This is a genomic window from Amycolatopsis sp. DG1A-15b, assembly GCF_030285645.1.
Lineage (GTDB): Bacteria > Actinomycetota > Actinomycetes > Mycobacteriales > Pseudonocardiaceae > Amycolatopsis.
This window is the reverse complement of sequence record NZ_CP127296.1, coordinates 104103-130191: the sequence shown is the minus strand read 5'-3', so window position 1 is coordinate 130191 and position 26089 is coordinate 104103. Positions and strand designations below refer to the sequence as shown.

At 71.3% G+C, this 26089-nt stretch carries 30 protein-coding genes; 13 read left to right on the top strand and 17 right to left on the bottom strand.

The features are described 5' to 3' along the window. Positions 1–60: 60 nt before the first annotated feature. Entirely contained in the window at positions 61–849 is a 789-nt protein-coding gene (locus tag QRY02_RS00635) for a hypothetical protein (RefSeq protein WP_285989530.1), read from the top strand. Here the strand turns inward: QRY02_RS00635 and QRY02_RS00630 are convergent. From QRY02_RS00630 to QRY02_RS00620, 3 genes are read right to left on the bottom strand one after another with little or no spacing between them, the layout of a single operon-like run. After that, positions 846–1322 (bottom strand): hypothetical protein, encoded by a 477-nt coding sequence (locus QRY02_RS00630; protein ID WP_285989529.1) that lies wholly within the window; start codon positions 1320–1322, stop codon positions 846–848. The two genes, QRY02_RS00635 and QRY02_RS00630, sit on opposite strands and share 4 nt — an antisense overlap. Continuing rightward, complete coding sequence (gene hisH, locus QRY02_RS00625; protein WP_285993728.1) at positions 1323–1946, bottom strand: imidazole glycerol phosphate synthase subunit HisH; 624 nt, start codon at positions 1944–1946, stop codon at positions 1323–1325. It abuts the gene before it with no gap. A 32-nt stretch (positions 1947–1978) separates the two neighbouring features. After that, positions 1979–2842: a hypothetical protein gene (locus tag QRY02_RS00620; RefSeq protein WP_285989528.1), complete on the bottom strand. Its 864-nt coding sequence runs from the start codon at positions 2840–2842 to the stop codon at positions 1979–1981. A 172-nt stretch (positions 2843–3014) separates the two neighbouring features. On the opposite strand from QRY02_RS00620, the gene QRY02_RS00615 reads away from it, so the two are divergent. The 3 genes from QRY02_RS00615 to QRY02_RS00605 are packed head-to-tail and all read left to right on the top strand — an operon-like array spanning position 3015 to position 5006. Beyond that, entirely contained in the window at positions 3015–3191 is a 177-nt protein-coding gene (locus QRY02_RS00615; protein WP_285989527.1) for a hypothetical protein, read from the top strand. Between the two features lie 47 nt (positions 3192–3238). Further along, positions 3239–4414, top strand: a complete 1176-nt coding sequence (locus QRY02_RS00610) for an acyl-CoA dehydrogenase family protein (RefSeq protein ID WP_285989526.1) — start codon at positions 3239–3241, stop codon at positions 4412–4414. 37 nt (positions 4415–4451) lie between these two features. Further along, the gene (locus QRY02_RS00605) at positions 4452–5006 is read left to right on the top strand and encodes an NIPSNAP family protein (protein ID WP_285989525.1); all 555 of its coding nucleotides are present in this window, start codon (positions 4452–4454) and stop codon (positions 5004–5006) included. Here the strand turns inward: QRY02_RS00605 and QRY02_RS00600 are convergent. Continuing rightward, positions 4992–5549: an NUDIX hydrolase gene (locus QRY02_RS00600; RefSeq protein ID WP_285989524.1), complete on the bottom strand. Its 558-nt coding sequence runs from the start codon at positions 5547–5549 to the stop codon at positions 4992–4994. The genes QRY02_RS00605 and QRY02_RS00600 overlap by 15 nt on opposite strands. Positions 5550–5658: 109 nt before the next feature. Here QRY02_RS00600 and QRY02_RS00595 point away from each other — a divergent pair, with 109 nt between their 5' ends. After that, positions 5659–5865, top strand: coding sequence for a hypothetical protein (locus QRY02_RS00595; RefSeq protein WP_285989523.1), 207 nt, complete (start codon positions 5659–5661; stop codon positions 5863–5865). Between the two features lies 1 nt (position 5866). Next, positions 5867–6994 (top strand): hypothetical protein, encoded by a 1128-nt coding sequence (locus tag QRY02_RS00590; protein WP_285989522.1) that lies wholly within the window; start codon positions 5867–5869, stop codon positions 6992–6994. On the opposite strand, the gene QRY02_RS00585 is transcribed toward QRY02_RS00590, so the two are convergent. Both QRY02_RS00585 and QRY02_RS00580 read right to left on the bottom strand, forming a co-directional pair. Then, positions 6972–7862: a transketolase family protein gene (locus QRY02_RS00585; protein WP_285989521.1), complete on the bottom strand. Its 891-nt coding sequence runs from the start codon at positions 7860–7862 to the stop codon at positions 6972–6974. The genes QRY02_RS00590 and QRY02_RS00585 overlap by 23 nt on opposite strands. Positions 7863–7867: 5 nt before the next feature. After that, complete coding sequence (locus QRY02_RS00580) at positions 7868–8560, bottom strand: thiamine pyrophosphate-binding protein (protein ID WP_285989520.1); 693 nt, start codon at positions 8558–8560, stop codon at positions 7868–7870. A 52-nt stretch (positions 8561–8612) separates the two neighbouring features. Between QRY02_RS00580 and soxR the strand changes: the two genes are divergently transcribed. Both soxR and QRY02_RS00570 read left to right on the top strand, forming a co-directional pair. Then, on the top strand, positions 8613–9074 hold the full coding sequence (soxR, locus tag QRY02_RS00575; RefSeq protein ID WP_285989519.1) for a redox-sensitive transcriptional activator SoxR: 462 nt from the start codon (positions 8613–8615) through the stop codon (positions 9072–9074). 33 nt (positions 9075–9107) lie between these two features. After that, entirely contained in the window at positions 9108–9644 is a 537-nt protein-coding gene (locus QRY02_RS00570) for an RNA 2'-phosphotransferase (protein ID WP_285989518.1), read from the top strand. A gap of 187 nt (positions 9645–9831) precedes the next feature. Here the strand turns inward: QRY02_RS00570 and QRY02_RS00565 are convergent, their stop codons facing one another. Then, positions 9832–10425 (bottom strand): TetR/AcrR family transcriptional regulator, encoded by a 594-nt coding sequence (locus QRY02_RS00565; RefSeq protein WP_285989517.1) that lies wholly within the window; start codon positions 10423–10425, stop codon positions 9832–9834. Positions 10426–10630: 205 nt separating this feature from the next. Between QRY02_RS00565 and QRY02_RS00560 the strand changes: the two genes are divergently transcribed. After that, the gene (locus QRY02_RS00560; RefSeq protein ID WP_285989516.1) at positions 10631–12817 is read left to right on the top strand and encodes an MMPL family transporter; all 2187 of its coding nucleotides are present in this window, start codon (positions 10631–10633) and stop codon (positions 12815–12817) included. A 66-nt stretch (positions 12818–12883) separates the two neighbouring features. Here the strand turns inward: QRY02_RS00560 and QRY02_RS00555 are convergent, their stop codons facing one another. Both QRY02_RS00555 and QRY02_RS00550 read right to left on the bottom strand, forming a co-directional pair. After that, the gene (locus tag QRY02_RS00555) at positions 12884–14137 is read right to left on the bottom strand and encodes a transposase family protein (RefSeq protein ID WP_285989515.1); all 1254 of its coding nucleotides are present in this window, start codon (positions 14135–14137) and stop codon (positions 12884–12886) included. Then, positions 14103–15215 carry an epoxide hydrolase family protein gene (locus tag QRY02_RS00550; protein ID WP_285989514.1) on the bottom strand — a complete coding sequence of 371 codons (1113 nt, stop codon included), beginning with the start codon at positions 15213–15215 and terminating at the stop codon, positions 14103–14105. Before QRY02_RS00550 ends, QRY02_RS00555 begins: the two co-directional genes overlap by 35 nt. Before the next feature lie 37 nt (positions 15216–15252). On the opposite strand from QRY02_RS00550, the gene QRY02_RS00545 reads away from it, so the two are divergent. Continuing rightward, positions 15253–15813, top strand: a complete 561-nt coding sequence (locus QRY02_RS00545; protein WP_285989513.1) for a TetR/AcrR family transcriptional regulator — start codon at positions 15253–15255, stop codon at positions 15811–15813. Here the strand turns inward: QRY02_RS00545 and QRY02_RS00540 are convergent. Continuing rightward, positions 15810–15968, bottom strand: coding sequence for a CG2302 family histidine operon protein (locus tag QRY02_RS00540; RefSeq protein ID WP_285989512.1), 159 nt, complete (start codon positions 15966–15968; stop codon positions 15810–15812). The two genes, QRY02_RS00545 and QRY02_RS00540, sit on opposite strands and share 4 nt — an antisense overlap. 17 nt (positions 15969–15985) lie before the next feature. Here QRY02_RS00540 and QRY02_RS00535 point away from each other — a divergent pair, with 17 nt between their 5' ends. Beyond that, positions 15986–16717 (top strand): MBL fold metallo-hydrolase, encoded by a 732-nt coding sequence (locus QRY02_RS00535; RefSeq protein WP_285989511.1) that lies wholly within the window; start codon positions 15986–15988, stop codon positions 16715–16717. Here QRY02_RS00535 and hisB read toward each other — a convergent pair. From hisB to hisD, 3 genes are read right to left on the bottom strand one after another with little or no spacing between them, the layout of a single operon-like run. Next, the gene (gene hisB, locus QRY02_RS00530) at positions 16714–17313 is read right to left on the bottom strand and encodes an imidazoleglycerol-phosphate dehydratase HisB (RefSeq protein ID WP_285989510.1); all 600 of its coding nucleotides are present in this window, start codon (positions 17311–17313) and stop codon (positions 16714–16716) included. The two genes, QRY02_RS00535 and hisB, sit on opposite strands and share 4 nt — an antisense overlap. After that, the gene (locus tag QRY02_RS00525) at positions 17310–18410 is read right to left on the bottom strand and encodes a histidinol-phosphate transaminase (protein WP_285989509.1); all 1101 of its coding nucleotides are present in this window, start codon (positions 18408–18410) and stop codon (positions 17310–17312) included. The genes hisB and QRY02_RS00525 overlap by 4 nt, the downstream gene beginning before the upstream one ends. Next, on the bottom strand, positions 18407–19732 hold the full coding sequence (hisD, locus tag QRY02_RS00520; protein WP_285989508.1) for a histidinol dehydrogenase: 1326 nt from the start codon (positions 19730–19732) through the stop codon (positions 18407–18409). Before hisD ends, QRY02_RS00525 begins: the two co-directional genes overlap by 4 nt. Before the next feature lie 84 nt (positions 19733–19816). Here hisD and QRY02_RS00515 point away from each other — a divergent pair, with 84 nt between their 5' ends. Continuing rightward, entirely contained in the window at positions 19817–20611 is a 795-nt protein-coding gene (locus tag QRY02_RS00515; protein ID WP_285989507.1) for a carbon-nitrogen hydrolase family protein, read from the top strand. A 148-nt stretch (positions 20612–20759) separates the two neighbouring features. Here QRY02_RS00515 and QRY02_RS00510 read toward each other — a convergent pair whose 3' ends face one another. Genes QRY02_RS00510 through eccB form a run of 3 tightly spaced genes read right to left on the bottom strand, consistent with a single transcriptional unit; the run spans position 20760 to position 23520 of the window. Beyond that, on the bottom strand, positions 20760–21395 hold the full coding sequence (locus tag QRY02_RS00510; RefSeq protein WP_285989506.1) for a response regulator: 636 nt from the start codon (positions 21393–21395) through the stop codon (positions 20760–20762). After that, positions 21392–22087: a response regulator transcription factor gene (locus QRY02_RS00505; RefSeq protein ID WP_285989505.1), complete on the bottom strand. Its 696-nt coding sequence runs from the start codon at positions 22085–22087 to the stop codon at positions 21392–21394. The genes QRY02_RS00510 and QRY02_RS00505 overlap by 4 nt, the downstream gene beginning before the upstream one ends. An 11-nt stretch (positions 22088–22098) precedes the next feature. Next, a complete protein-coding gene (gene eccB, locus QRY02_RS00500) occupies positions 22099–23520 on the bottom strand; it encodes a type VII secretion protein EccB (RefSeq protein WP_285989504.1) in 1422 nt (473 codons plus the stop codon). Between the two features lie 141 nt (positions 23521–23661). On the opposite strand from eccB, the gene QRY02_RS00495 reads away from it, so the two are divergent. Beyond that, complete coding sequence (locus tag QRY02_RS00495; RefSeq protein ID WP_285989503.1) at positions 23662–24711, top strand: type VII secretion protein EccE; 1050 nt, start codon at positions 23662–23664, stop codon at positions 24709–24711. A gap of 18 nt (positions 24712–24729) precedes the next feature. Here the strand turns inward: QRY02_RS00495 and xynC are convergent, their stop codons facing one another. Then, positions 24730–25998 (bottom strand): glucuronoarabinoxylan endo-1,4-beta-xylanase XynC, encoded by a 1269-nt coding sequence (gene xynC, locus QRY02_RS00490; protein WP_285989502.1) that lies wholly within the window; start codon positions 25996–25998, stop codon positions 24730–24732. Positions 25999–26089 lie beyond the last annotated feature (91 nt).

The window sequence follows — 26089 nt, the reverse complement described above, 5'->3', positions numbered from 1 at the left end:
GGCCGATAGCCGCCCGCGCCGCGCGGCCGTACTCTTACTGCGGTTCCGGAAGGGGGCCTGGTGGAAGCGACGGGCAAGGAAGCCGGGTACTCCTTCTCCGAGCGGCTGCCGTTCTACGTCGTCGTCCAGCTGGTGAGCGTCCTGTTGCCGGGAGCGGGCGTGCTCACCGAAGTGACCCTGCTGGGGATCCACTACGCCCGGCACCCCGGAACGGACCTCGGGTTCTTCGTCGACGCGTTGTCCGGCGTCCGCGGCGCGGGCATCGTGCTGTTCGCCGCCGTGGGCCTGTCGGGCGCGTTCGTGCTCGGCTACCTCTCCCGCGAGCTGGCGTTCGTCACGGTGGGCAGGCTGGAGAAACGCAGTCGCCGCCGGCACCCGGATTCGCCGAGCTGGCCGCGGGTGCGGGAGCTGGTGGGCGAGGAAGCGGCCGACGCGCTCGTCCGGCAGCATCCGGTGCTCGAACTGGTCGACGGCGACGGCAAGTCCGTCGGAGTTTGGACCGGTGTGGGTGGCGGGCACGTCGCCGACGCCGATCTCGAGGTGTTCGTCTACAGCAAGCTGTGGCTGCGCGGCCGGTCGGCGGCGTTCCGGCTGGACTTCCTCGAGCTGGAGATCAACGTCCTGGCCGGCCTGCTGGTTCCGGTCCTGCTCTGCACCGTCGACGTGCTGGCCGTCGGCGACGAGCTGGTCACCATCCGGATCGCCGCGGTCCCGGCCGGGCTGCTGGTGTGCACCGCCCTGCTGCGGTCGATTCGGCGGCTGCGGCGGGCGGAACGCTGGGAAGCACTGCGCAACATGGCGTTCGAAGCCGTGATCCAGCGGGCCGAGGCCGAACGAGTGGCCGGCTAGAAGCGCAGGTCCGGCAGCATGTCCTCATCCTGTGGGCCGTGGACGGCGAACAGGAGCAACCGCAGGTTCCCTCCGGTGCGGTGGGCCGCGACCGCCCGGTGCGTGCCGTCCAGCAGCAGGAACCCGCCGTCACCGAGGACGTAGACCGGGAGCGGAAGCTGGACGGATCCGGCGTCGGCGCGGAAACGGGCCTCGAACTCGGCGATCCGCGCGGCGCGCTTGGCCGGCCAGGAGGCTTCGGTGAGGGCGGCCTCGCGGACCCGCAACGGTCTGGCGCCCGCGTCGCGAAATTCGCTGTTCCGGCCGTCCGGCCCGGCGTACCAGACCGTTCGCAGGTCACCGAGCACGGCCGCCGACCGGCTGGTGATCGCCTCGATCCGGCATTCCGTGGCCAGCCTCCTCCAGTCCAGCCGGACGCGGATACCGCCGTCGCCGAAGAACCGGACGAAGTCGGCCACCGGGACCTCGGTCACTCAGCTCGCCACGAAGTCCAGCCAGTTGCGCAGCAGCTGCGCCCCGGCGTCCCCGGACTTCTCCGGGTGGAACTGGGTGGCCCACAGCGGCCCGTTTTCGACCGCGGCGACGAAGTCCTCGCCGTGGTGGGCCCAGGTGACCTTCGGTTCCTGCCCGGGCAGGCCGTCCAGCTCCCACGTGCGCGCGGCGTAGGAGTGCACGAAGTAGAACCGCTCCTCGGGGTCGAGACCGGCGAAGAGCTGCGAGTCCGCGGGCGCGCGCACGGTGTTCCACCCCATGTGCGGCAGGACGTCGGCGTGCAGCCGGTCGACGACACCGGGCCATTCCCCCGTGCCTTCGGTCTCCTCGCCGTGCTCGACCCCGCGGGCGAAGAGGACCTGCATGCCGACGCAGATGCCGAGCACCGGGCGGCCGCCGGCGAGCCGCTTCCCGATGATCCGGTGCCCCTGGACGTCCAGCAGCCCCGCCATGCAGGCGGAGTAGGCACCGACCCCGGGCACGACGAGCCCGTCGGCTTCGACGGCGGCATGCGGATCGGCGGTCACCTCGACGTCGGCTCCGGCGCGCGCCACAGCGCGTTCGGCGGAGCGGAGGTTGCCGGAACCGTAGTCGAGGATCACCACACGAGACACGCCACCCAGCGTAGCCGTCGCCCTCAGCGGCGCTCGAAGGAATAGACGTCGGTCACCGTGTTGCAGGGTGACGGCGGCACGACCTCGACGCGCAGCACGCCGTCGTCGTAGTCGACGCCTTCCGGGGTGAAGGTGCCCGTACAGGTGCTGACCAGCGGAACCTGGCCGATCTCGTGCACCCGGGCGGTCACGTCGTGGCCGTTCAGCGGCCGCGCGAGGTCGATCTGCAGGAGCTGCAGGTTCGTCGGGTACAGGTCGTTGTACGGGTCGCTGGTCGCGCAGATCAGGCGCGTCGCGCCGACGAAGTCGCAGCCCTGGGCGCTGCGGACGTGGTGGTCCAGGTGGATGCGGGCGGCGACCGGGAGGTCGCCGGCCACCTTCGGGCCGCGCGGGTTCAGGAAGGGCGTCGGGGAGACGAAGAAGCGATCGATCTCCCCGAGCGGGCCGGAGACGAGCCACTGCCCGTCGGGGGTGGCCGCGACCTGGGCGTTCGCGTTGGCGGCCGGCTCGTCGGGCTGCAGCGGGTGGACGAACTCCGTCGTCGTCCCGTCCGGCTTGGTGACCAGGTACATCTTCGTGGCCGGCGCCGGGGTCCGCGTGTCCTGGTAGACGTCGAAGACGTACCCGCGCAGCGAGTCGGGGTCGCCGACGTGGCCCCAGCCCTCGTCCTTGAGCGGCTGCGGGATGGTGGCGCCGTTGCGGTAGACGATCTCGGGGGCGTGGCCGGGCAGCCGGAGGGTCGCGAGGCCCTCACCGCTGATCCGGTTCTCGGCGGTGGTGTGGCCGATCTGCTGCCAGCGGGTTCCGTGCGCGGTGGCGACGCCGGTGGCGGCGAGCAGGGTGACGGTGGTGAGGGCGAGCAGACTTGCCGTCCGCAGTGCGCGCATGTGCGCTCCTGGAGGAGTTGAGGCCTTGGCGGCGGCGAAGTCATCCTGCCACAGAGCGCACACCGCCCGGAAAAATCTTGGGGAACTCGGTTTGACCGTCCCGCTCGCCGGGTATCACTTCACCCGATCGTGTGCGCTCAGCCCGCCACGACCGGACGCCAGGGAGGCGAAGATGGCCGAGGACGATCTGCTGTCCGAGATGCTGCACGCCTGGCGTGACGACATCGAAAGCGTGCCGTTTCCGCAGTTCACCGAGCTGCTGATCCCCCGCCAGCAGACCCGCCCGCGGTGCACGCCGAGCGCGTCTGCCGCGCGCGTGACGAACGCCACGCGGAGAACAGACGCCTGACTGTGGTTTCCTGCGGGAGCCGCATCGACGCGTCCCCGGGAGCCCTCATGAGCAGCCGCACCCCTGATCCGCACGACTTCCTCGACCTCGACGCCGGGCTCGCCGAGGAGGAACGCGCCATCCGCGACGCCGTCCGCGGGTACGCGAAGGACCACCTGCTGGACCACGTCGCCGATTGGTACGAAACGGGCGCGCTCCCCGCGGCGGAGCTGGCGAAGGGCTTCGGCTCGCTCGGCCTGCTCGGCATGCACCTGGAGGGCTACGGCTGCGCCGGCACGAGCGCCATCGCGTACGGCATCGCGTGCCGCGAACTGGAGGCCGTCGACTCGGGCCTGCGCAGCTTCGTCTCGGTGCAGGGGTCGCTTGCGATGTACGCGATCCACCGGTGGGGCAGCGAGGAGCAGCGGCAGGAGTGGCTGCCGCGGATGGCCACCGGCGACGCGCTGGGCTGCTTCGGGCTGACCGAGCCGGACGCGGGCAGCGACCCCGGTTCGATGCGGACCCGCGCGGTGCGCGACGGGTCCGACTGGGTGCTCTCGGGCACGAAGATGTGGATCACCAACGGGACCGTCGCCGACGTCGCGGTCGTCTGGGCGCAGACCGACGACGGGATCCGCGGCTTCGTCGTCCCGACGTCGACGCCGGGCTTCACCGCGAACGAGGTCAAGCACAAGCTGTCACTGCGGGCGTCCCTGACCGCGGAACTGGTGCTCGACGGCGTCCGGCTGCCTTCGTCGGCCGCGTTTCCCGAGGTCCGCGGCCTGCGCGGGCCGCTGTCCTGCCTGAACGAAGCTCGCTACGGGATCCTGTTCGGCGTCGTCGGCGCGGCGCGCGCGTGCTACGAAGCCGCGTTGGAGTACACGCTCGCGCGTTCGCAGTTCGGGAAGCCGCTCGCCGGGTTCCAGCTGACCCAGCGCAAGCTCGCCGACCTGCTCGTCGAGGTCAACCGCGCCGGGCTAGTGGCGCTGCAGATCGGGCGGCTCAAGGACGCCGGCGCCCTGCACCACAACCACGTCAGCTTCGGGAAGATGGCGAACGTCCGGTCGGCGCTGGACGTGGCCCGGACCGCGCGTTCGATGCTCGGCGCCAACGGGATTTCGCTGGAATACCCGGTGATGCGGCACATGGCGAACCTCGAGACGGTGCTGACGTACGAAGGCACCGAGGAGATGCACGCGCTGTCCCTCGGCCAGGCGGTCACCGGCCTGGCGGCGTTCCGCTGATCGTTTTTTGTCGGTGGTGGCCGCTAGCTTCTGCGCTATGGCTTTCTCCGAGTTGTTCTCCGAGTTCGAAACCGTGGTGGAGCTGCGGCGCTACACCCTGCACCCCGGCCGGCGCGACGAGCTGATCGAGCTGTTCGAGCGCGAGTTCGTCGAGCCGCAGGAAGCGGCGGGCGCGCACTTGTTCGGCCTGTTCCGCTCGCGGGCGTCACCGGACGAGTTCGTGTGGCTGCGCGGTTTCCGCACGATGTCCGAGCGCAAGGCGGCGCTGGAGGAGTTCTACTTCGGCCCGGCGTGGAAGGCGCATCGTTCGGCGGCGAACGAGACGATGCTCGACTCCGACAACGTGCTGCTGCTGCGCCCGGTCCGCCGCGGCCTGGCTTCGCCACCACCGGGCACGGGTGTGCACGTGACGGTTTCCCCGCCCGCGCCCCCACCGGAGTCGGCGTTCGCGGCTTTCGAGACGGAGCCGGCTCCGAACGACTTCCCGCAGCTGCCGGTCCGCATGGACGGCCCGTTCTCGGTGTGGTTCAGCCGCGTCGCTTCGCCTGCGTCTTTCGAGCTGGTGCCGACTTCGCGGTCACTGATCCGCTGAGAGGAGTTCGGTGAGCCCCTTGGGGTAGAGGATCTTGCTGCCGTCCCGGAAGTCGACCCACCGCGCGGTGGCGGGATCGTCGAGGATCTTCATCTCCTCGCGCTCATAACGGCCCGGATCGGCGAACTCGGCGGCGTAGAGGAAGGCGATCTCGTGCCCGGGCCGGTCCCGCCAGGTGAAGACGTTCTCGAGCACCCCGAGCAGCTCACCGACTTCGATCTCGGCATCGAGCTCCTCGAGAAACTCCCGCTTGAGGGCGGCTTCGGCGTACTCACCGAACTCGATCCCACCCCCGAGCGGCCGGTAGTAGGTCTCGCCTTTGACGTCGTCGTGCGCCTCGAAGACGAGCAGTGAGTCGCCGCGCCGGATGATCCCCAAGGCGATCGGCCTGATGGAAGGCATGGTCGTCACGCTATCGACCCGCGGCTCCCGAAGCACGAGCCGGCCGGCCCACCCCCCACCGATCACGGCCAGCACCCCGACGGCAAGCCAGGCCCTCCCGCTCCCCCACACACCGGCGAAGGCCACAACCACGATGCCCACAGCGGGCACCGCCCAGGGCGACGGCCCCATGATCACCTCGTCCTCGCTTGTCGACTGGGCCTGAATGCTGGCCTAACATGGTCGGATCCTGGAGGGCGGGGTGAGGCGCATGCGCAGGCTTCGGCTCCTCGTCGTCTTGGCCTTGCCCGATCTCTTCGGCTACGGCAAAGGCCCGCTCCCGCCGCCCGGGGAAAGCGAAGACAAGACGGGCAGCAGCAAGTGCCCGCGGTGCGGCGGAATCCTCCGACGGCGCGAAGGCAAGTCGTACTGCCGCAAGTGCGCCAGGGTGATCTACAAGCCCCCGGGAAACGGCTGAAGTGGCCGGCTCCGCGCTGCCCGATGCCGCGGTCGGGCTCGGCTCTCGCATCGGCCGTTATTTCAGCGTGGTCAGCGTGCTACCCGCCCTGTTCCTCGTCGTGTGGACCGCCGCGCTCGTGACCAGCGAGGCCTGGCGAGGGCACCCCGATGTGGCGCTGATGGTGCGCCGGCTCGGCGGCTTGAACCTCAGCGGCGCCGCCTGGCTGATCCTGGTGACGATCCTCGTGGCCTTGTTCCTGCATCCGCTGCAGCTGGGCATGACCCGCCTGCTGGAGGGGTACTGGGGCAGCTCACGCCTGGCGGTCTTCCTGCTCCGCGTGCGCATCACCAGGTACCGGAGGCGCCGGGAACGCCTGGAGGATCGTCAAGACCTCCTCCAGGCAACGCGCGACCGTGAACTCGACCGGCTCATGGCGGCTGCCCACCGGAAAACCCTGGCGGAAGGCGAGGACGACCCCGATCCCGCCGGATTGCCGGAGCGGCAGCTCCAGGACGCGCGCGAGGCGATGCTCGAAAGTCCGGCCGGGCAATCCCTCAGCGGAATCCACGCCGCGTGGTCGACCATCCCGCGTGCCGTGGCGCGCTATCCCCACGTGTCACGAATGATGCCGACGAGGCTCGGCAACGCCCTTCGATCCGGTGAAGACAAGGCGGGGCGGCAATATCGGCTCGATGTCGTCAAGACCGCACCCCACATCGGTCTCGTCGCGCCGCAAAGCCATCTCGACTACATTGACGATGCCCGGCAGCAGCTCGACACCTCGGCGCGGCTGTGCGTGGTGGCGTTCGTGGTGACCGTGGAAACAGCGGGGTTCCTGGTGACCGGCGGTTGGTGGCTCCTGCTCGCGTTGGGCCCGTACTTCCTCGCCTACGTCGCTTATCGCGCGTCCGTGGCGGCGGCGGAGCAATACATGGGCATCGTGAGCACCGTACTGGACCTGAATCGGTTCAAGATGTACGAAAGCCTGCACCTGCCGCTGCCACCGACCGCGGCACAAGAGCGCGAGAGCAATGTAAAGCTTATGAGGTTTCTCGCCGGCGAGCCCGAACATCTGCGTTACAAGCACCCTGCCGCCGGCACCCCCAGCGCCGGCGACACCCCGCCTACTCCCCCAAAAACTCCCTGATCGCCAACCCCAGCGACCCGGCATCCAGCCCGTGCGCCAGGTCGTGGTCCGCGATCTCCCCGTACGTCCGCACCTCCACGTCCCGCCGGACCCCGAGTGCCTTCAACCGGTGCGGTACCTCGGAAAGCGCCTCCGCCACGCAATGCGCCGACGTCCCCGCCAGGTACGGCTCCACGAGCACGACGTCGGCCGCGGCGGAAAGCACCGCCGAGCGCAGACCGGCGCCGTCGAACGGCCGGATCGTCGAGGCGTACAGCACCGTCACGTCCAGGGCCGCCGTCGCGCGCAGGACGCGGTCCAGGACCGGCCCCACCGCCAGCACCACCCCGGCCGACCCGGAACGCAGCCTCGTGAACCCGACGCCCAGGTGCGGGGAAGCGTTTTCCTGCGCCGAAAGCCGCAGGTACACGCGGCCGTCGCCCGGGATCGACTCCAGCAGCAACCGGCGGGCCTCCGCCGGGTGGCCCGGTACGTGGACCGTCCAGCCCGGCAGGGAATCGATCAGGGCGACGTCGCCCGGCGACTGGTGGGTGCGGCCCGCCGTCGACATGTCGTACGACGCTCCCCACGACACCAGGACGCCACCCACCTCCTGGTGCGAGAAGTCCAGCTTGATCTGCTCGAAAGCGCGCTCCACCAGGAACGACGGGAACGTGTGCACGATCGGCCGCAGGCCCGCGAGCGCCAGCCCGGCGCCCGCGCCGACCAGCAGCTGCTCGCGGATCCCGACGTTGATCACCCGGTCCGGGTGCCGCCGCGCGGCGGCGGCGAGCTGCGCGGCCGAGATGTCGGCCAGCACGACCGCGACGTCCGGGTCGGCGTCGATGATCTGTTCGGTGGTGGCGAGGAAGGTTTCCCGCATCGGCATCGTGTTCAGCCCTTCGGTTCGACGACGGCGACCACGGCCAGCGGCCGGCCGGGGTGGGTGGTGGTGAAGGCTTCGTACAACGCGTCGTGGTCGCGGCCGGACACCGTGCGCGTCTCCCAGCCTTCGACGGCGAAGCGGCGAGCGATGCCACCGGGCCAGCCGCGCGTCGACGACTGGTTGTCGATCACCACCGTGGTCAGGTTTTCGAGGTTGTCGCGCGCCGCGACGACGATCGCCTCGTGGTTCGAGCCCTCGTCCAGCTCGGCGTCGCCGACGAGCGTCACGACCTTCGCGCCGGTCAGGCCGCGGGCGCGCAGGCCGAGCGCGGTGCCGAGGGCGATCGGCAGGCCGTGGCCGAGGGAGCCGCTGGAGATTTCGACGCCGGGGATGCGGCGCCGGTCGGGGTGGTAGCCGAGCCGCGAGACCGGGTCGGACCAGGTCGCCAGTTCGGCCTCGGCGATGAAGCCTTTCGCAGTCAGCACGGCGTAGTACGCCATCGGCCCGTGCCCTTTGGACAGCAGGAACCGGTCGCGCCCGGGCTCGCGGAAGTTTTCGGGCGTGATGTCGAGCACGCGGTCGTAGAGCACCCACAGGACGTCCAAAGTGGACTCCGCGGCGGCGCTGTGCTTTTCGTCGCCGGTCATCAGCGATATCAGCCGGGGCAGACCGGCGTAGCCCGGTTCGGTCACAGTGGTCATGACCCGACGATGCAACCTCGACTAAACTCGAAGTCAAGGATAGCCTGACCTGGTGACCAGGCTCGCTGAACATCTCAGCATCGGACAGGTGGCGGAACGCAGCGGGGTTCCGCACACGGCACTGCGGTTCTACGAGGAGAAGGGGCTGATCAGTTCGGAGCGGTCGGCGGGCAACCAGCGCCGGTACGCGCGTTCGGTGCTGCGCCGGATCGCGTTCATCCGCGCGGCGCAGCGGGTCGGGCTCTCCCTCGAGGACATCAGCGCGGCGCTGGCCACGCTGCCGGCGGACCACGCGCCGACGAAGGCGGACTGGGCCCGCCTGTCCCGCGACTGGCAGCACGAGCTCGACGCGCGCATCGACGCCCTGCAGCGGCTTCGCAGCCGGCTCACCGGCTGCGTCGGCTGCGGTTGTCTGTCCCTGCGCAGCTGCGCGTTGTACAACAACGACGACGAGCTGGCCCGCTTCGGGCCGGGCGCGAGCAAACTGCGTCCCGCGGTCGAGGGCGGCATCTAAACCGCTTGCGCCCGGCGGGATGCTGGGAAGGCAATGAACGAAAAGGAACTGATCCGCATCTCGAAGCGGCTGTCACGGCACCTGCGCCACGATCCCGCCGCCCTCGGCCTCACGCTCACCACCGACGGCTGGGCCTCGGTCGACGCGCTCGTGCGCGCCCTCGCGATCACCCGCGCGGAGCTCGACGAAGTGGTCGAGAAGAACAACAAGCGCCGCTTCGCCTTCGACGAAACGGGCACGCGCATCCGCGCGAGCCAGGGCCACAGCGTCACGGTCGACTTGGCTTTACCGGACGCGACGCCACCGGCCGTGCTCTACCACGGCACGGTGGCCAAGTACCTCGACGCGATCTTCCGCGAGGGCCTCCGTCCGATGAACCGCCACGCCGTCCACCTCTCGGCGACGGTGGAAACGGCAAGAATCGTCGGCGCCCGCCGCGGCAAGCCGGTGATCCTCCGGATCGACGCCGCCGCAATGACCGCGGCCGGCCACGCGTTCCAGGTGAGCGCGAACGGAGTCTGGCTGACGCCGGCGGTGCCACCGGAGTACTTGTCACGCCCACTGGCGTGACCGAGGCCGGAACCCGCGTGACTGCGAACGGAACTCGCGTGATTGAGCACGGAACTCGCGTGACTGCGGGCGGAACTCGCGTGACTGGGGCCGGAACTCGTGACTGCGGGCGGAACTCGCGTGATTGAGCGCGGAACTCGTGTGATCAGGCGGGCATCTCGCGTGATTGGCGGGTCATCTCGCGTGATCAGAGGGTCGACACGGGGGTGAGGGTTCGGCGGCGGGGGCGGCCGAGGAGGCGGCGGCCGACGTCGAGGAGCTCCGCGCGGAGCTCCTCGTCACCGAGGCCGGCCAGGTCCGGGGAGCCGCCCGCCATGGCGATGCCCGTCAACGTCACCAGGGCGTTGACGCGGGCCGCCGTGTCCGGGTCGGGGCCCGACAGGATGGCCAGCAACGCCCGGCCGAAGCCCTCCATGCCGCCGTGGGCCGACTTCTCGATCGCGCGGGCGATGCCCGGGTCGCTCGAAAACAGCGCCACCAGCGCCCGGTGGCGGATCACCAGGTCGACGAAGCCCTCCAGCAGCAGGTCCACCTGCGCACCCCGGCGCTTCTGCGCCGCCGCCCGGCGGACCAGTTCGTCCAGGTCGCGGACGCCCGGCTCGGCGACCGCCTCGGTGATCTCCGCCTTCGTCTTGAAGTGGTAGTACACAGCCGCCTTGGCGATGCCCAGCGCGTCGGCGATCATCTGCAGCGACGTGCCCTCGACCCCGTGTTCGGTGAACAAGCGCAGCGCGGTCTGCAGCAGTCGGGTCCGGGTGTCCTCGGCCGGGCCGGCGGTCATTCTTCCTCCTCAGCAGCCGTCGGAGCCTACGTCACTCCCTGTCGATCGGCAAACCGCCTTACTAGCCGAACGGCTAGGGATAAACCTTGCTGTTCGGCAAGTCACATACTTGCCGATCGGCTTGGACGTTTCCTAGCCGATCGGCTAGCTTGGGAAAGACCTGATGGAGTGAACCGAGCCCATCCGGGCGAAACGGAGCTGACTCGTGGCGACCTTCCTGTACCGGCTCGGCCGGTTTTCCTTCCGGCGCAGAGCGCTGGTCGCGGCCGTCTGGGCGGCGGTCCTGGTGGCCCTGGGCCTGGGCGCGCTGACGCTGTCGGGCCAGCTGTCGAACTCGGTGACGATCCCCGGCACCGAGTCGCAGCGGGCGATCGACCAGCTTACGGAGAAGTTCCCGCAGGCCAACGCGGGTGGCGCCACCGCACGCGTCGTCATCGAGGCCCCGGCCGGGAGCACGGTGACCGACGCGAAGGGCAAGGCCGCCGTCGAAGCCCTCGTCAGGCAGCTGAAGACGGCACCGAAGGTCGCCGCCGTGGTCGACCCGTTCCAGGTGCAGTCGATCTCACCCGATCAGCGCGTCGCGCTCGCCCAGGTCAGTTACGGAGCGAAGGCGTACGAGCTGACCGACGAGGACCGTCAGGCGCTGCTGGACACCGCGAACGCCGGCCGGACCGCCGGGTTCACCATCGAGTTCGGTGGTGACGCCGTGCAGGGCGTGCCCGCGACCGGGGCCACCGAGGGCCTGGGCGTCGCGGTCGCCGCCGTCGTGCTGGTCATCACGTTCGGCTCGCTGCTCGCGGCCGGGATCCCCCTGCTCACCGCGCTGATCGGCGTCGGCACCGGAATGGCGGGCATCTTCCTCGCCTCCGGCTTCCTCGAGCTCAACTCGAACACGCCGGTCCTGGCGCTGATGATCGGCCTGGCCGTCGGCATCGACTACGCGCTGTTCATCGTTTCGCGCTACCGCCACGAACTGGGCATCGGCCGCGACCCCGAAGAAGCCGCCGGCCGCGCCGCGGGCACCGCCGGGTCCGCCGTGGTCTTCGCCGGGCTCACCGTCATCATCGCGCTGGCCGGCCTCACCGTGATCGGCATCCCGTTCCTCGGCCAGATGGGCGTCGCCGCCGCCGTCACCGTCGCGGTCGCCGTGCTCATCGCCCTGACGCTGCTGCCCGCGATCCTCGGCTTCGCCGGGGCCCGGGTCGCCGGCGACCGCATCCGGCTGCGCCGCAAGCCGGTCGAACCGACGCACGGCGAACGCTGGGCGCGGTTCGTCGGCCGCCACCGGATCCCGGTGCTGCTGGTCGCGCTGGCCGGGATGGCCGTCGTCGCGCTGCCCGCGCTGAGCATGCAGCTCGGCCTGCCCAACGACAGCACGGCCGCGCCGGAGTCGACGCAGCACAAGGCGTACGAGATCGCCAGCCGCAGCTTCGGCGAAGGCTCGAACGGGCCGCTGCTGGTCGTCGTCGACGTCTCTTCGAGCACGAACCGCCAGGCCGCGCTCGGCCGGGCCGCGGCCGACATCCAAAAGCTGCCGGACGTCGCCGCCGTCACCCCGCCGCGGGTCAACCAGGCCGGTGACACCGCGCTGCTCACGGTGATCCCGAAGAGCGGCCCGAGCAGCTCGCAGACCGAGGACCTGGTGGCCGCGATCCGCACCGGCTCCGGCGCGCTGGAGACCGGGACGGGCGCGAAGCTGTCCGTCACCGGCCAGACCGCGGCGAACATCGACGTCTCCGAGAAGCTGTCGGACGCGATGCTGCCGTACCTGGCGCTGATCGTCGGGCTGGCGTTCGTGCTGCTGATGCTGGTGTTCCGCTCGGTGGTGGTGCCGCTGAAGGCGACGATCGGTTTCCTCGGCTCGGTCGCGGCGACCTTCGGCGCGGTGGTCGCGGTGTTCCAGTGGGGCTGGCTGACGGACCTGCTCGGCGTCGCGTCGACCGGCCCGATCATGAGCATGCTGCCGATCCTGCTGATCGGCGTGCTGTTCGGGCTGGCGATGGACTACCAGGTGTTCCTGGTGACGCGGATGCGCGAGGAGCACGTCCACGGCGCGGAGCCGCAGGAGGCGGTGGTCACCGGCTTCCGGCACGGGGCGCGCGTGGTGGTCGCGGCGGCGCTGATCATGATCAGCGTGTTCGCCGGGTTCGTGCTCGCGGAGTCGTCGCTGATCCAGTCGATCGGCTTCGCCTTGGCGTTCGGCGTGCTGGTGGACGCGTTCGTGGTCCGCATGACGCTGGTCCCGGCGGTGATGTCCCTGCTCGGCCGCGGCGCGTGGTGGCTGCCGAAGTGGCTGGACCGGATCCTGCCGGACGTCGACGTCGAGGGCGAGAAGCTCACGAAGCAGCTCGACGAGCCGGAGCAGCGGGAACTGGTCGGCGCGAGCCGCTGACCCTGGTTGTCCACAACCCCGCGGGGTTGTGGACAACCAGGCTTCGGCCACGGGTTTTGTCGGGCCCTACCGATAGACTGGACGTGGGACGCCCCCCGGGAGGGTGGGGGTTCCGGCAAAGTCGTTTGTGCTGGTCATGTGGTGATTCCGAAGAGTGTGGCCGGGCGGTGTCTCGGGCCATGTATCGCAGTGCTGCAGCGATGCTGGTGTGGCCTGCGGTGCGTAGTGCGCTGAGGCGAGGTTGCGCAGGGTGGCCATGGCTCGGGGTGCGGTGCCGGTGCGGACGCGGGATGCGTCTTCGCGGTAGGCGGTGTCGCGGACCCAATGCAGCCGATTCTCGATTTCCCAGTGTCGGTGTAGGTGCAGGGCGATGTGTGCGGGGCCGGTGCTGGCGGGCAGGCTGGTGATGCCGTAGGCGATATGGGTTCCGCGGGTGCCGGTCGTGCGATCGGTGCGGTAGCGGGTGATCTGGAAACCTGCGTGGTGGCGGGGAAGCCGAGGTCGTCGGGGGGGCGAGCAGGACTTCGGTGGTGCGTTGCTCGAGCCGTCCGTGCCCGATCCCGGTGCTGGTGTGGCGGGGGGCTTGTGGCCAGGGCAGCGCGGTGAGCCGGGTGTGGAGGCGGTGCTGGTTTCCTTCACGGTGAACACGTAGTGCGCGTCGCGGCGGGTGAGGTAGCGGGCCAGTCCGCGGGTGGTGTGCAGGGCGTCGGCGGTGACCACGACGCCGGTCAGGCCGAGGGTGTCCAACAGGGGCTGCGTCCAGGTGCCGTTGTGGTGGGTCAGCGCGGACAGCAGATGGACCCCGGCTCCGCCGGTGCGGGCGAAGGTGCCGCGCAGGGATTTGCCGTCCACCGCGATCGCCGGTGGGGTGTCCGTGGTGGTGATCCAGCCGCTGATCGCCGCGTCGAGGTCGTCGCCGTTGATGTCGTAGAGCACCCGCCGCATGGTGGCCTCGTCCGGGGCGACGTGCCGGTCGCGGCGGGGGTCGAACCGGGTGCCTGGACGGGCCAGTACCCGCTGTGGTGCGTCTGCGGCCCATTCCCCGACCGCGGTGAACGACTGTGCGCCCGCCGCGACCGCCGCCGCGGCCAACGCCAGGATGGATGCCAAGGAGTGCCGCACACCGCGTCGCTGTCGCGGGTCGGGCACCAAAGCCGGATATTCACGCAGGTCAGCTACCTGAACGAGGTCGGCGGAGGCCAGTCGGTCAACAGGCAGGAATGGGAGAAGATGCAACGGCAGGCACGGCTCTCTCACAGGGTCATGGGCTTCGACAACCACATGATCAGCACCGAGAGCCGTGCCTGCCTGCAACGACACGACTTTGCCGGAACCCTGCCGGGAGGGTGGGGGCAGGTTCGGCGCCCAGCTCGACCGCCCGGCGCAGGTCGGCGGCGTACGCCGCCGGCTGTTCCCAGGCCGCGAAGTGGCCCCCGGCACCGTGTTCCACGTACTCGCGGACGTTCAGGAACACTTCGGCGTAGCTCCGCGGCTCCGGTTTGGTGTCCCGCGGGAACACCGAAAGCACGGTCGGCGTGTCGACCCGGGCGGGCAGCGCCGCCGGTTCGGCGTAGGTGGCGAGAGAGGTGCCGATCGCGCCGGTGACCCAGTAAGCGGTGACCCAGGTGAGCAGTTCGTCCTCGGTGAACGCCCCCTCGTCGGACCACGACTCGAGTTTTTCGGCGATCCACGCCGCGAGGCCGGCGGGTGAGTCGCCGAGGGCGACGGCGAGCGTGTTCGGCCGCGTCGACTGCGCGGCGATGTACCCGCCCTCGGTCCGGAACCACTGCCCCGCCCGGGCGAGGTAGGCCGCGGCATCGGGCGCGAGCTTCGCCGGATCCACCGTGAGCACGCGCTGCGGGGCGACGTTCGTCAGGTGCAGGGCGGCCACCCGGTCCGGGTGCTCGCCCGCGAGGATCTCCGCGACGGTGCCACCCACATCCCCGCCGGACACCGTGTACCTCGCATAACCGAGCTCGGCGAGAGCAGCCGCGATGAGCCCCGCCATCCGGCCGGCCGACATCCCGGGCGTGGTGAGCGGGGCCGCGAACGGGAAGCCCGGCAGCGCGGGCACCACCACGTGCGTGTCCGCGAGCAGCGGCAGGACGCGCTCGAACCGCAGCACCGAGTCCGGCCAGCCGTGCAGCAGCACGACGACCGGCGCGCCGGGATCCGCGGACCGCTGGTGGATGACTCGCAGGTCGGTGCCCTCCGCCCGCACCGTCACCCAGGGGTACGCGCCGATGCGGCGCTGGTGGACCTCCCAGTCGTACCCGTTCGCCCAGCGTGCGAGGAGCGCGTCGAGGCGGGTGCCGCCGATGCCGCGGGTGCGGTCCGCACTCCACGGGGTCGTGACCCGCCTGGTCCGCCGGAGCCGGTCACGCATCTCGTCGTCCATGTGTATCAGCGTACACATCATGTGTATGCTCGTACACATGAGTTCGCGCGACGCGGCCGCCACCCGGCAGCGGATCCTGGAGCACGCCCGACGCCAGTTCGCCCGCCACGGCTACACGGCGGTCACGGTCAAAGGCGTGGCCGACGCCGCCGGCGTGTCACCCAACCTCATCACGCGCTACTTCGGCGGCAAGGACGGCCTTTTCCTGGCCGCGACCCGCGTGGAGATCCCGGTCACGAGCTCCTTCGACGGCGACCGTTCCACATTGGGCACCCGCCTCGCGGCGAACATCGTCCGGCGCTGGTTCGGCGCGCCCGGGGAGGATCCGCTGCTGGTGCTGCACCGCGCGTCCGGGGAGCGCCCGGAAGCGGCGGAGGCGCTGGCCGCGTTCCTCGACACGAACTCGCTGGAGCCGCTGCACCGCTACCTGCGCGACAGCGGCCTCACCGACGCGGACGCCCGCAACCGGGCCGCGGCGATCGACGCGTTCGTGCTCGGCGTCTCCACGCGCCGCCGGGTGCTGCGGTCCGAGCTCGGCGATCCCGGCGAGCTCGAGGCCTGGCTGAGTGCCACCATCCAGCGGCTGGCCGACAGCTAGCTCGAGAACCAGAAGATCGCGCCACCGATGGCGAGGACGGCCGCGACGCCCAGCACCACGGCCATGAACTTCGCCGTCTTCCACGTCGAGTACACGCCGCCCACCAGGAAACCGCCCAGGGCGAGCAGAAGGACGCCGACGACTCCGTTGCTCATGCGGGTTAGGGTGCCACATGTCCTTGGAGTTGATCGTGCTGGGCAGCGCGACCCCGTACCCCCGCCCCGGCGAGCCGTGCTCCGGGTACCTCGTCCGCGGAGACGGCGCGACCGTCTGGCTGGACGCCGGCCCCGGCACCCTCGCCGCGCTGCAGGACCACACCGCGCTCACCGACGTCGACGCCATCTGGATTTCGCACCTGCACGCCGACCACGTCGCCGACTTGCTGCCGGCCGTGTACGCGCTGCTCTTCGCCGATCTCCGGCCCGGGAAACCGCTGCCGCTCCACGGGCCGCCCGGGATCCGCGAAAAGCTGCGTGACTTCCTCAGCAACACCGGCCCGGCGCCGATCGAGCAGGCTTTTCAGGTGCACGAGCTGCACGACGGCCACGTCACCGAAGTGAACGGCCTGACCCTGGCCACGACCGCGGTCGAACACGGCTTCCCCGCCTTCGGCGTCCGCGTCACCGATGGCGACCGCGTGCTCGCCTACTCCGGCGACACCGGCCCGTGCGCCGCCCTCACCGAACTGGCCAACGGTGCCGACCTCTTCCTCTGCGAAGCCGACGGTCCGGAGCCGTCCGCCGTCCACCTCACGCCGGAGGACGCCGCCCGCGCCGCGCACGGGGCCGGGCGGCTCCTGCTGACCCACCTCGGCCCGTTCCTGACACCGGACGAGGCCACCGAGCGCGCCGCGACCGTCCACAAGGGAAGCGTCGAGGTCGCGACGCCCGGCGCCGTGTTCTAGAGCACGCCCTTCGTGGAGGGGATGCCGCCCGCGCGCGGGTCCGGCTCGGTCGCCGCCCTCAGTGCCCGGGCCACCGCCTTGTACTCCGCCTCCGCGATGTGGTGGGGGTCGCGGCCGTGGATCACCCGCACGTGCAGCGCGATCTGGGCGTGGAACGCCAGCGAGTCGAACACGTGCCGCGTCAGCACGAACGGGTAGTTGCCGCCGATCGTGAACGTGTTGAACTGCTCCGGCTCGCCCACGTGCACGCAGTACGGCCGGCCCGAGACGTCGATGGCCGCGTGGGCCAGCGTTTCGTCCATCGGGATCCACGCGTCGCCGAAGCGGCGGATACCGCTCTTGTCGCCCAGGGCCTGGCGGATCGCCTGGCCCAGCACGATCGCCGTGTCCTCCACCGTGTGGTGGGCGTCGATGTGGACGTCGCCGGTGGCCTCGACCTTCAGGTCGAGCGAGCCGTGCACGCCGAACGCCGTCAGCATGTGGTCGTAGAACGGGACGCCGGTCGAGATGTCGACCTCGCCCGTGCCGTCGAGGTCCAGCTGGACGGAGATCGAGGACTCCTTGGTGGTCCGTTCGACCTTGCCGATGCGGGTCATCGGGAAACTTCCTTACTCGCCTCGAGGAAGGCGTCGTTCTCTTCCGGGGTGCCGATGCTGACACGCAGGTGACCGGGGATGCCCGGGTCGCGGATCAGCACCCCGGCGTCCAGATAGGACTGCCAGGCCGCGTGCGGGTCACTGAACCGTCCGAAGAGGACGAAGTTCGAATCGCTCGGTACCGGGTCGTAACCCAGGCCCGCCAGCGCTTCCACGACGCGGTCGCGTTCCGCGGCCAGCTTGTGCACACTGTCCAAAGTGGCGTCCGCGTGCCGCAGCGCCGCCCGCGCCGCCGCCTGCGTCAGCCGCGAGAGGTGGTACGGCAGGCGCACCAGCTGCAGCGCGTCGACCACCGCCGGCGCCGCCGCCAGGTAGCCGAGCCGGCCGCCCGCGAACGCGAACGCCTTGCTCATCGTGCGCGACACGATCAACCGCGAAGGGTAGTCCGCCAGCAGGTGTACCGCGCTGGCCTGCGAGGAAAACTCCACGTACGCCTCGTCGACCACGACGATCCCGGTGGCCGCGTCCAGGATCGCCCGCAGCTCCTCGACGGGGATCGAGGCGCCGGTCGGGTTGTTGGGGCTGGTGACGAACACGACGTCCGGACGCCGTTCCGAGATGGCCGCGGCCGCCGCGGCCGTGTCGAGGGTGAAGTCGGCGCGGCGCGGCGCCGGCACCCATTCGGTGCGGGTGCCCGAGGCGATGATCGGGTGCATCGAGTACGACGGCTCGAAGCCGAGCGCGCTGCGCCCGGGACCGCCGAACGCCTGCAGGATCTGCTGCAGCACCTCGTTGGACCCGTTGGCGGCCCAGACGTTCGCCTCCGACAGCACGACCCGCGTCGACACGCTCAGGTAGTCGGCCAGGTCCTGCCGCAGCGCCACCGCGTCGCGATCCGGGTAGCGGTGCAGCTCGGCGGCCTCCGCGCGGACCGCCTCGGCGATGTCCGCGACCAGCTCGGGCGGTGGCGGGTACGGGTTCTCGTTCGTGTTGAGCCGGATCGGGACGTCCAGCTGCGGCGCGCCGTACGGCGACTTGCCGCGCAGGTCGTCCCGCAGCGGCAGCTGGTCCAGGGTGACCTCTTCGCCGATGGTCATCGGGCCTCGCCTCCGAAGCGCGCGGCGACGGCCTCGCCGTGCGCGGGCAGGTCCTCGGCATTGGCCAGCGCGACGACGCGGCCGGCGACCTCGCGCAGCGCGTCCTCGGTGTAGTCCACGACGTGGATGCCCTTGAGGAAGCTCTGCACGGACAAGCCCGAGGAGTGGCGGGCGAACCCGCCGGTGGGCAGGACGTGGTTGGACCCGGCGCAGTAGTCACCCAGCGACACCGGGGCGTACGCGCCGACGAAGATCGCGCCGGCGTTGCGGACCCGGGCGGCGACCGCGCGCGCGTCCGCCGTCTGGATCTCCAGGTGCTCGGCGGCGTAGGCGTCGACGACGCGCAGACCATCCTCCACTGTGGACACCAGGATGACGCCGGACTGCTTGCCGGCCAAGGCTTCCGCGACCCGCTCGGTGTGCTTCGTCGCGGCGACGCGGTTCACCAGCTCCTTGTCGACGGCGTCGGCCAGCTCGGGCGACGTCGTCACCAGGACGCTCGCGGCGAGGGGGTCGTGCTCGGCCTGGCTGATCAGGTCGGCGGCGACGTGCACCGGGTCGGCCGTCTCGTCGGCCAGGATGGCGATCTCGGTGGGCCCGGCCTCGGCGTCGATGCCGATCAGGCCGCGCAGGAGCCGCTTGGCCGCGGTGAGGTAGATGTTGCCGGGGCCGGTGACGATGTCGACCGGGGCCAGCTCGGCGCCGTCGGTGTCCGTGCCGCCGTACGCCAGCAGCGCGACGGCCTGCGCGCCGCCCGCCGCCCAGACCTCGTCGACGCCGAGGAGCTCGGCCGCGGCGAGGATGGTCGGGTGCGGCAGGCCGCCGAACGCGGCCTGCGGAGGCGAGCAGACGACCAGGGACCCGACGCCGGCGATCTGCGCCGGGACGACGTTCATCACCACGGTCGAGGGGTACACGGCCAGCCCGCCCGGGGCGTACAGCCCGACGCGCTCGACCGGCACCCACTTCTCGGTGACCGTGCCGCCCTCGGCGACGGTGGTCGTGACGTCGGTGCGGCGCTGCTCGGCGTGCACCTTCCGGGCGCGGGTGATCGACTCCTCCAGCGCGGCCCGCACCTGCGGGTCGAGCTCGGCCAGGGCCTCGGTGAGCTTCGCCCGCGGCACCCGCACGGACGCGGGACGCACCTTGTCGAACTTCTCGGTGTACTCGATGACGGCTTCGACACCGCGGTCGCGGACCGCCTCGACCACCGGGCGCACGTGATGCAGCGCCGCGTCCACGTCGTATTCGGCACGCGGCAGCGTGGCGCGCAGTTCGGCGGCGGTCGGGACCTGCCCGCGCAGGTCGGTGCGGTTCAACATGCCCACCAGGGTACGAGGTCACACCGAACGGGTTTTCGGCGATACTCCCCGGTGACGGCCGATCCCAGCATGCAGGAGGCAGCGGTGGCGCGAATCGCGTTGTGCCAGGTCAACTCGGGTGACGATCCGGAGGCGAACCTGAAGCTGATTCGCTCCGGCGTCGAGACCGCGGCGGCGGACGGCGCGCGGATCGTGGTGTTCCCCGAAGCCACCATGGCCCGGTTCGGCCGGCCGCTCGAGCCGGTCGCGGAGCCCCTCGACGGCCCGTGGGCGTCGGCCGTGGCTTCGGTGGCCGCCGAGCACGACGTGGTCGTCGTCGCCGGCATGTTCACCCCGGCGGACGACGGGCGGGTCCGCAACACGCTGCTGATCACCGGCGGCGGGCACCACCGCGGCTACCACAAGATCCACCTCTACGACGCCTTCGGCTTCGCGGAGTCGGACACGGTGGCGCCCGGTGCCGCGGCGACCACCTTCGAACTGGACGGCGTCGTCCACGGCGTCGCGACCTGCTACGACGTGCGGTTCCCGGAGCTGTTCCGCGCGCTCGCCGACGACGGCGCCGACGTCGTGCTGCTGCCGACGTCGTGGGGCGCGGGCGAGGGCAAGCGCGAGCAGTGGGAGGTCCTGGTGCGCGCGCGGGCGCTGGACTCGGGCTGCTGGGTGCTGGGCTGCGGCCAGGCCGACCCCGCGGCGACGGGCGTCACGGTCAAACCGAAGGCGCCGACGGGGATCGGGTACTCGCTGGTCGCGGACGGCTTCGGCCGGGTGGTCGCCCAGGCCGGAGCGGCGCCGGAGACGCTCCTGGTGGACGTGGACCCGGCGGTGTCGGCCCAGGCCCGCGCGGCAACGGGAGCCCTGGCCAACCGCCGCCTCTGAACCCGCAACTCGCGTGATCCGGGCCGGATCACGCGTGATCGAGGCCGGAACTCGCGTGATTGGCGCCGGAACTCGCGAGATACGGCTCCGATCACGCGAGTTACGGGTTCCGTCACGCGGGTGACGGGTTCGATCACGCGAGATCCGGCTAGCGGAGCAGGCCTTCGCGGATGGCGACCCGCACGAAGCCCGCGCGCCGCCGTTCGCCGGTCTTGTCGCGGATGCGGTCCAGGTACGACCGCACCGTGCGGACGCTGATGTTGAGGATCTCCGCCACGTCGACGTCCCGCTCCCCCGCCGCCACCAGGCGGAGGACCTGCTTCTCCCGCTCCGACAGCACGATCTTCGGGCCCGCGTGGCGCTCTTCGCTGTCCTGGATGATCATCCCGGCCAGTGTCGGCGAGACGTACGCGTTGTCGTCGGCGATCGTGCGGATCGCGCGCAGGAGCTCGTCGCCGTCCACGTCCTTCGACAGGAAGCCCTTCGCGCCCGCCTGCATCGCCCCCAGCACCTCCGGCTGCTCCGCGTGGGCGGACACCACCAGCACCTTGTGCCCCATCTGCCCGACTTCCAGGACCGCGGCCGCGTCCTGGACGCCGCGCAGCTTGAGGTCGAGGACGACGACGCTGCCCGCCGGCTGGTCCTGGACCGCGAACCGGGCCACCGAGTCCGCCACCGCGCCGAGCTCGATGTCCGGCGCCTCGGTCAGCACGCGGGTCAGCGCGTACCGGTAGAGCGGGTGGTCCTCGATCACGCCCACGGAGATCCGCGCCGGCTCGCTCATTTGCGGCCGCCGCGCCGGGGGTTCGCGTCGCCGATCAGGCCGCGCCGGATGGCCTCCTTGACCAGGCCCGGCCGCCGCCGTTCGCCCGTCTTGTCGCGGATGCGGTCGAGGTAGCCGCGGACCGTCCGGACGCCGATGCCGAGGATCAGCGCGATGTCGACGTCCCGCTCCCCGGCCGCCACCAGCCGCAGCACCTGCTCCTCGCGCGGCGACAGCTCGGCTTCGGCCGACACGGCGGGCCGGTCGGCGTTGTCCTTCATGATCATCCCGGCGACCACCGCCGAGACGTACGCGCCGCCGTCGGCGACCGTCTTGATCGCGATCAGCAGCTCGTCCGCGTCGACGTCCTTCGACAGGAACCCGCGCGCCCCCGCCGCGATCGCGCCGAGCACGACCTCCGGTTCCGCCTGCGCGGAAACCACGAGCACGTGGTGCCCGAGCTCGCACACCTCCAGCACGGCCGCCGCGCCCGCGACGCCCGGCAGGCCCAGGTCCAGCAGGACCACGCTGCCCGGCGGCTGCCGGTGCACGTGGAACCGGGCGACCGAATCGACGACCGCGCCGAGCTCGACGAAGTCGGCTTCGGCCAGCACGCGTGCGACGGAGACGCGGTACAGCGGGTGGTCTTCGATGACCGCGACCCGGACCCGCCCCTGGCCCAGTTCACCCTCGGTCGAACGCTCTTCTGTCATGTGCACGACTTTCACCCCGTTCCACCCGACGGAGCCGGCCGTCCGGCCGTGGCCGGGTCCAGCGCGGGGCCCGTCGGCACCAATGCCAGCAAACTACCTGTGACCGGCGGCTTGGCGACCCCTCCGTAGCCGAGCGAGGCCAAGGCCTGCGTGTTCACCACCGGGTACTTCCGGCCCGTGTCGGTCACCAGGTACGCGGTGACCGAACCGGCTTCGACGACGACAGCTCCTCCCGAGGGAGGCACGAACACCTCGTCCGCCACCCTTGCTTCGGTCCGGGTGGCGACCTGGATGGCTTTGGCGCCGGCGGGAAGCGGGAATTCGGCCGAAACGAGCAACCGGCTGCCCTGAACGCACAGCGCCACGGCGTTGCCGGTGATCGGCGCCTTGCCGGGGATGCGGTCGGGGTAGGCGGCCGGGTCGGCACCGCCGGCGCGCGGCGCGGCGGCCTTCGCGACCGCGGCGACGTCGGCCGCGCGGACCTCCACCGGCGCGGGCGGCCCGGGGTAGGCGGCGGCGTTGGCCTCCGTCGTCACCAGCAGGCTCGCCTCGGTCTGCCCGACCGGCTCGAGGCCCTCGCGGCGGACCAGGTAGTACGACGTGGCGGCGCCGGGCGCGGCCATCGCGTCGACGACGGCGAGGACTTCGCCGACCCGGGTGCCGCGGCCGCCCACCGCGGGCCCCGGGCTACCGGCGCCGGCGACCGGCAGCGCGGTCAGGTCGCGGCCGGCCGGGACGGTGTCGAGCCACCGCGAGGACACCGCGATCGTCGGGTAGCTGTCGAACTGCAGCGCGGTCGCGGCCTCGTCGCTCAGCCGGTAGCGCCGTCCCCCGGCCAGCAGGAAGCGCTCCCCCTTCGGCAGCCGCACGATCACGCCCTGGTCCCGCGGCAGCTCGACACCGGACGCGGGCGCGGCCAGCAGGACGGCGGTGCGCGGCTCGGCCGACGCGGGGGCGTCCTGGGTGGTCCGGCTGCAGCTCGTCCAGGGCGTGGTCACGAGCGCGCCCGACGCCGGCAGCGAGTCGGGGGCGCCGGGGATGCCGATCTCGGTGCCGCGGCCCGCCTTGCCGAGGTTCTCCGGCGACACGGACACGGTCGCGTCGCCGTTCCCGCCGGCCAGCAGCCGCGCGGACGCGTAGTTGAGCACCGGGTGCAGGACGCCGTCGGCGCCGAGCACGAACCGCGCGCCGCTGCCCTCCTCGACGATCACCTTGCCGCCGGCCAGCCAGTCCTTGCCGCCGGAGGGGTTCAGCAGGCCGATGATGCCGAAGACGGCGGTGACCAGGAGGGCGGCCACGACGCCCAGCACGGTGCCGAGCACGAGCCGGCGGCTGGGCGAGACGGGGTGGTTGGCGTCGGCGGCGACGAGCGCGGAGACAAGCCTGCGGCGGAGGAACTGGTACGCCTGGATCTGGTCCCGCTGCGTCCACACGCTGCTGTGCCCCCGGCTGTGTCCGTCGACCCTCCGAGTGCTCGATGCTAGGCACCGCACCAGCGGGCGGCGAGGGTAATTTTTACGCCCACGCGGTATCCGGGCAGCCAGTAGCGTCGAGGGCCGGGGAAAGGGGAGCCCGTGTCCGTCGATACCGCCGGCGCCGTCCGCCCGGCACCGTCCCGGTCCACGGCCGCGCCACTGCCGTGGCTGCTGCCGATCCGGCCGCTGCAGGCGGCGCTGTGGGAGCTCGCCGCGATCGCCGTGCTGCTCGCGTGGCTGGTCGACGGTGTCACGCAGCCGGTGCGGATCGGTTCCGCCATCGGCGCGGGCTTGCTCGTGCTGCTGACGTCGGTGCGCTTCGCGGGCCGGCACCCGGCGGGCTGGGCGCTGACGTGGACGGCCTTCCGGTTGCGCCGCCACGACACCCGCCGCGACAGCCCGGACCCGCTGTTGCGGGTGGCGGGGCCGGTGAAGGTCCGCCAGCACGTCGACCGCGCGGGCAACCGCTTCGGCGTCGCGGAGATCGACGGCGGGTGGAGCGCGCTGGTCCGCTTGACGCCGGACCCGGGCGCACCGGGCCCGCTGGTCGAGGCCCTGCGGTCGGCGTACCGGCGGACGGACGTCCCGCTGGCGTCGGCCCAGCTGCTGACCTGGGCGATCCCGCACGGCGACCAGGTGCTGCGGGTGCGCTGGCTGGCGGTGCGCTACCGGCCGGACCTGGCTCCGATCGCGGCGCTGGCCCGCGGCGGCGGTGATCTCGGGGCGCTGCGGAGCACGGCGTCGGCGGCGTTGAGCTTGATGGGCGCGCTGGCCGAAGCCGGGTACCAGAGCACGGTGCTGGAGGCCGGGGAGCTGGCGAAGGAGCTGCGGGTGGCCTTGGGGGTCCAAGGTCCGGCGTCCGGGCCGCCCGACCGGTGGAAGTCGTGGGTGTGGGGCGATTCCACGCAGGTGTGCTTCTCCCCGCGTTCGCCGCGGCTGGTGGACTTTTCGGTGCCGGGCGCGGCGTTCACGGCGACGTCGTACACGCTGACCCGGACGGCGGGCGGCAAGGAGAAGGCGGAAGTGACGATCCGCGTGGGCGCGCGGCCGGGGGCCCCGGCTCCGGCGCCGGGGCTCCCGGTGGTCCCGCTGCACGGCCGGCACGGAGCGGCGGTCCGGAAGACGCTGCCGCTCGCGCTGGACTCCTGAACGACGTGCGGCACCAGCTCAGTTCACGACGAACGTCCTGATGCTGCGGGCCGGCAGCTGAGCGTTGAACGCTCCGTTCGAGATGGTGACGTCGGTGTAGCGCGCGAGGTTCGCGCTTTCGTTCGTCAGCCAGGTCTGGGCGGTCGCGGAGCCGGTGTCCCGGAGGGTGAACGCGAGGTCGACCGCCGAGGTGTTCTTGTTGACGGTGACGACGACGATCCTGGCTCCGCTCTTGAACGCCGAGACGTAGACGTTCGCCTGCGGGTTCGCGGTCGCGGTGATCCGCGAGTAGCCCGGGCGGACCCACTTCGAGAAGTGCGCCATGCAGGCGCCGCGCTTGCTGATCTGCCCGTCCTCGCGCATCGGACCGTACGAGCGGCGGATGTACCACCACACGTAGGTCTGGAACCGGCCGTCCACCAGCGCGCGGTGGATGTGTTCGCCGACGTCGAGCGCCTGCGGCCACAGGTCGGCCGAGTCGGTGCTGTTGGGGTAGTAGACCTCGGTCATCCACAGCTCTTTGCCGGCGCCCTTCTGCTGGAAGAGCGGGTAGGGCAGGTCCGCGAACCGGGTGCCGTAGAGGTGCGCGCCGATGATGTCCACGTTGGCCAGGGCGGTGGCGTCGTTGAGGATGGGGTCGGACATCGCCTTGCGGTACTGGAACGACTCGGGCGCGATGACCTTGGTGGTGAGCACGCCGGCGTTCTCGCGCAGGAACTTGACGATCTCGGCGGCGGTCCACGCCGTCCATTGCTGCGCGTAATCCGGCTCGTTCTGGACCGAGATCCCGTACAGGGGCACTCCGTTGTTCGCCATGAACGCGGTGAAGTCGTTGAGGTGCTGCGCATAGGCGGCGTAGGAGTTGTATTTCAGCCGCTTGCCGCCGGAGAAGCTCTCGGTCATCGAGGCGGGCGGGTTCCACGGCGAGGCGATGACCTTGGCCCCGAGCTGGCTCGCCCGCTTGGCCGTGGCGACCTCGCGGCTCCAGTTGTTGCGGTCCTCGTGGACGGGGATGCGCAGCACGGTGAAGCCCAGCTGTCCCGTCCCGTTGCCGAACGCCGTCTCGCGCTGGGCGGCGGTGAGATCGCTGATCCAGACGGTGTGGTTCATCCCGCCGAAGCCCAGGATCGTCTGCTGCACGTTCGACGGCTCGACGACCACCGCGGTGGCCGCCTCAGCCGGTGTCGCGGCCGCCAGCACCGGCAGCGCGGCGCCCGCCGCCAGCACGGTCCGCCGGCGCAGGAGCGGCGAACCCTCGATCTCGGAACGGTCTTGGCGTGGTGACATGGCATCTCCCTGGAGTCGACTGGCGAACAGCCTGGGAGCGCTCCCGACACAGGTTTAACAGTGGCCGCGCCGCACCGTCAATGAAACCTTC